At 74.7% G+C, this 3,595-nt stretch carries 5 protein-coding genes; 4 read left to right on the top strand and 1 reads right to left on the bottom strand.

The genetic code is table 11. The annotated features are described in order from the left end of the window. The coding region (locus tag ETD83_RS40545) for an amidohydrolase family protein (protein WP_138643394.1) at positions 1-227 on the top strand (227 nt) is incomplete at its 5' end. Between the two features lie 29 nt (positions 228-256). Then, positions 257-1,657, top strand: coding sequence for an amidase (locus ETD83_RS40540; RefSeq protein ID WP_138650559.1), 1,401 nt, complete (start codon positions 257-259; stop codon positions 1,655-1,657). On the opposite strand, the gene ETD83_RS40535 is transcribed toward ETD83_RS40540, so the two are convergent. Beyond that, entirely contained in the window at positions 1,603-2,214 is a 612-nt protein-coding gene (locus tag ETD83_RS40535; RefSeq protein WP_171064723.1) for a TetR/AcrR family transcriptional regulator, read from the bottom strand. The two genes, ETD83_RS40540 and ETD83_RS40535, sit on opposite strands and share 55 nt — an antisense overlap. A 64-nt stretch (positions 2,215-2,278) precedes the next feature. Between ETD83_RS40535 and ETD83_RS40530 the strand changes: the two genes are divergently transcribed. After that, a complete protein-coding gene (locus ETD83_RS40530; RefSeq protein WP_138650557.1) occupies positions 2,279-2,695 on the top strand; it encodes an SRPBCC family protein in 417 nt (138 codons plus the stop codon). 91 nt (positions 2,696-2,786) lie between these two features. After that, positions 2,787-3,595: S1 family peptidase (locus tag ETD83_RS40520; protein ID WP_171064722.1), on the top strand; the 809-nt coding region annotated here is incomplete at its 3' end.

Here is a 3,595-nt window from a genome sequence, read left to right as displayed (position 1 = left end):
TCGGCCAGGACGAGCGGCTCACCCCCTACGAGGCGCTGGAGGTCTACACGGCCGGGTCGGCGGCGGCGTCCGGCGACCAGGACGACAAGGGCCGGATCACCGTGGGCCGCCTGGCCGACTTCACCGTGCTCGGCCAGGACCCGCTGCACGCCGAGCCGGACGAACTGGCGCAGATCCCGGTCCTGTCCACCTGGGTCGGCGGCCGCCAGGTCTGGCACGCCGGCTGACCCGTACCACAACGATCCAGGAGGTCCCGATGTCCACCTTCGCGCCGGAGGACGGCCGCACGATCAGCGAGCTGCGCGACCTGTACGACGCCGGGGAGGCCACCCCGGTGGACGCCGTCGAGGCCGCGCTCGGCCGGATCGAGCGGGACGGCGGCGACGCCGGGCTGCGCGCGTTCGCGCACCTGCGCGCCGGCCGGGCCCGCGAGGAGGCGGAGGAGGCGGCGCGGCGCCTCGCGGCCGGGGCCGCGCGGGGGCCTCTCGACGGCGTGCCGATCGCCGTCAAGAGCATGGTCGCGATGGCCGGGATGCCGCAGGACGCGGGCTCCCGCGTCCTCGAGGGGCAGTACGCCGACCGCGACGCGACCCTGGTCAGCGCGCTGAAGGAGGCCGGCGCGGTGATCGTCGGCACGACCTCCATGGACGAGTTCGCGCTCACCACGCTCGGCCCGGCCCGCAACCCGTTCGACCGGGCCAGGACGGCGGGCGGCTCCAGCGGCGGTTCGGCGGCGGCCGTGCGGGCCGGGATGTGCTTCGCGGCCATCGGCACCGACACCGGCGGCAGCATCCGGATCCCGGCGGCGTGCTGCGCGGTCGTCGGGCTCAAGCCGACCTACGGCCTGCTGCCCACCGACGGGATCATCCCGCTGGCCTGGTCGCTCGACCACGCCGGGCCGATCGGCAGGACGGTGGCGGACGTCGCGGCGATGTTCGGCGTCCTGCTCAGCGGCGCCGCCGGCGGGAACCCCGGCTCCGGGCCCGGCTTCGGGTCCGGCTTCGGGTCCGGCTTCGGGGGCAACGGCTCCGCCCCGGCGGCCGGGCTCGGCGGGATGCGCATCGGGATCCCGTCCGACGAGTACCTGAGCGTCGCCGACCCGCACCTGCTCGCGGAGTTCCGCACCGCGCTCGCCGCCGCGGCGGACGCGGGCGCCGAGGTCCTCCGGATCGAGCTGCCCGGCCAGGAGGAGGTCAAGGGCGTCCACTGGCCGGTGCTGTCCGCCGAGATGGCCGCGTACCACCTGCGCCGGTTCGGCGCGTCCGAGGACCGCTACAACGCGCCGATGAAGGACGGGATCTCCGCGGGCGCGACCGTCACCACCGAGGAGTACCTGACCGCGCAGCGCGGCCGTCCCGTCCTGCGCGCCAAGGTGGACGCGGCCCTGTCCGGCGTGGACGTCATCGCCCTGCCGACCATGGCGATCGACCCGCCCGAGATGGGCCGCACGGAAGTGGACCTCGACGGACGTCCCGAGGACGCCGTGGCCGCCATGGTCCGGCTGACGTCCCTCGCCAACCACACCGGGCACCCGGCCGTGTCCGTCCCGCCCGGCACCGCGCCCGAGGACCGTCCGGCCGGGGTGCAGCTCATCGGCCGCCACTACGACGAGCGGCGCCTCCTGTCGGTGGCCGCCGGCCTGGAGGCCATGGGCTGAGCGTCTTCCGCCCGGCCGCCGGGGATGCCCATCTCGGTCATTGCCTGGTCGATGAACGAGGCGGCGGGCTCGTCCGTCGCGCCGATCCTGCGGAGGGCGGCGATCCCGAGGTAGATCCCGTACCCGGCGACGACGCGGCGGCGGGCAAGGCCGGGCGGGACGCCGAGCTGCTCCAGCGACGCCTGCATGTACCCGAGGCGGCGGGCGCTCACCCGCCGGGCCACCTCGGCGACGGCCGGGTCGTCGGCCTCGCTGATCAGGCGGAAGGAGATCGCGGCGTCGACGGGGTCGGAGAGGGCGCTCTGCAGGAGGGTCCGCATCCGCCGCGCGGGGTCGGCGATCTCGTCCAGGTCGGCGATCACGGACTCGGTGTCGCGCTCCCAGAGCGCGAGCGCGGCCTCCAGCAGCGCGCGGCGGTTGCGGAAGTGCCAGTAGAAGCTGCCCTTCGTCGCGCCCAGCCGGACGGCGAGCGGCTCCACCGCGACCGCGGCGAGGCCCCCGCCGGACAGGGCGTCCAGCGCGGCCCTGGCCCAGTCGTCGGCAGTAAGTCGGGTCACATTGCCACCCTTCCATACGGCAGCGTACGGTGAGAACATACGCCACCGTATGGAGGGCCGGATCATGGTCTACAACATGCACGAACGCTTCGTCCGCGCCGAGCCCGAGCGGATCTGGGAGGTGCTCACCACGATCGGCTCCGGGGACGACCGCCTGTGGCCCGAGGGGAAGGGGACCTTCCGGCTGCCCGAGGGACTCGCCCCCGGCGCCCCGGTCGAGCACTCCTCGCTGCGCTACCGCGTCGGGACGGTCGAGCCCGGCCGCAAGCTCTGGTTCGACACCGGCAAGCAGCTCAGCGAGGGGCACGGCTTCACCCTGATCGAGCGGGACGGCGGCACGCTCGTCCGGCACGAGCTCAAGGGCCGCACCGGGGGGATGTTCCGGCTGATGTGGCCGCTGGTGATCCGGCGGCAGCACGACATCGTGATCGAGCTGATCCTGGACAACCTGGAGCGGGAGGCGGTACGCGCCGCGCTGTGACACGATCAAGGTGCGTAATGATCATCTCCGGCGGCGCGCCCTCCGCTCCCCGACTCCGGACGCGCGCCGCCCGCACCGGAAGGACACGCACGTGCGCACCCTCCGCTCAACGCTGATCGCGTCGGTCGCGGCGCTGCTCTGGCTCGGCTTATCCGCGCCGCCCGCGCTCGCCGCACCCGCGCTCGCCGCGCCCGCTCTCGCGGCACCGGCCGAACCCCGTCCGCCATCGCCCGGCGGCACCGTCTCCCCCATGATCATCGGCGGGACCGACGCGCCCGAACCGTACTCGTTCATGGTGTCCCTGCAGACCGTCCAGTCGGAGCATTTCTGCGGGGGCAGCCTGCTCACCGCCGACTGGGTCGTCACCGCCTTCCACTGCGTCAGGGGCAGGCAGCCCGAAGACCTCCGGCTCCGCATCGGAAGCCTCCGCTTGGACGGCGGCGGGAGCGCCCGCCTGGCCGAGCGGATCGTCCTGCATCCCGAGGGCAGCCCCGCACGGTTCGACGTCGCGCTCGTCCGGCTCGATAAGCCGGTCGCGAACGCGCCGGTCGCCCTGGACGTCCGGCAGCCCGCCGGCACTCCGGCGCGGCTCCTCGGCTGGGGATGCACGCAGGTCGGCGTCTTCTGCGGCGACGAAGGCAGGCCCGAGGTGCTGCAGCAGCTCGACTCGGCGGTCCGCGCGCCCGCGGGCTGCGTGAACGTCCAGGCGCCCATCGACCCGGACTCCGAGGTCTGCACCGGGAACCCGGAGACCGCCACCGGCCCCTGCTTCGGCGACTCGGGCGGGCCCCTGCTGCGGCAGACCCCGGACGGCTGGCGGCTCATCGGCGCGTTCAGCCGCGTCGAGGTGCTCCCCCAGGACCCCGGCGACCCCCCGCGGTTCCCCGACTGCAGCACGGG

Source organism: Actinomadura soli, assembly GCF_005889715.1.
Taxonomy (GTDB): domain Bacteria; phylum Actinomycetota; class Actinomycetes; order Streptosporangiales; family Streptosporangiaceae; genus Spirillospora; species Spirillospora soli.
The sequence above is the reverse complement of the archived record's forward strand: the minus strand, read 5'-3'. Positions and strand labels throughout refer to the sequence as shown.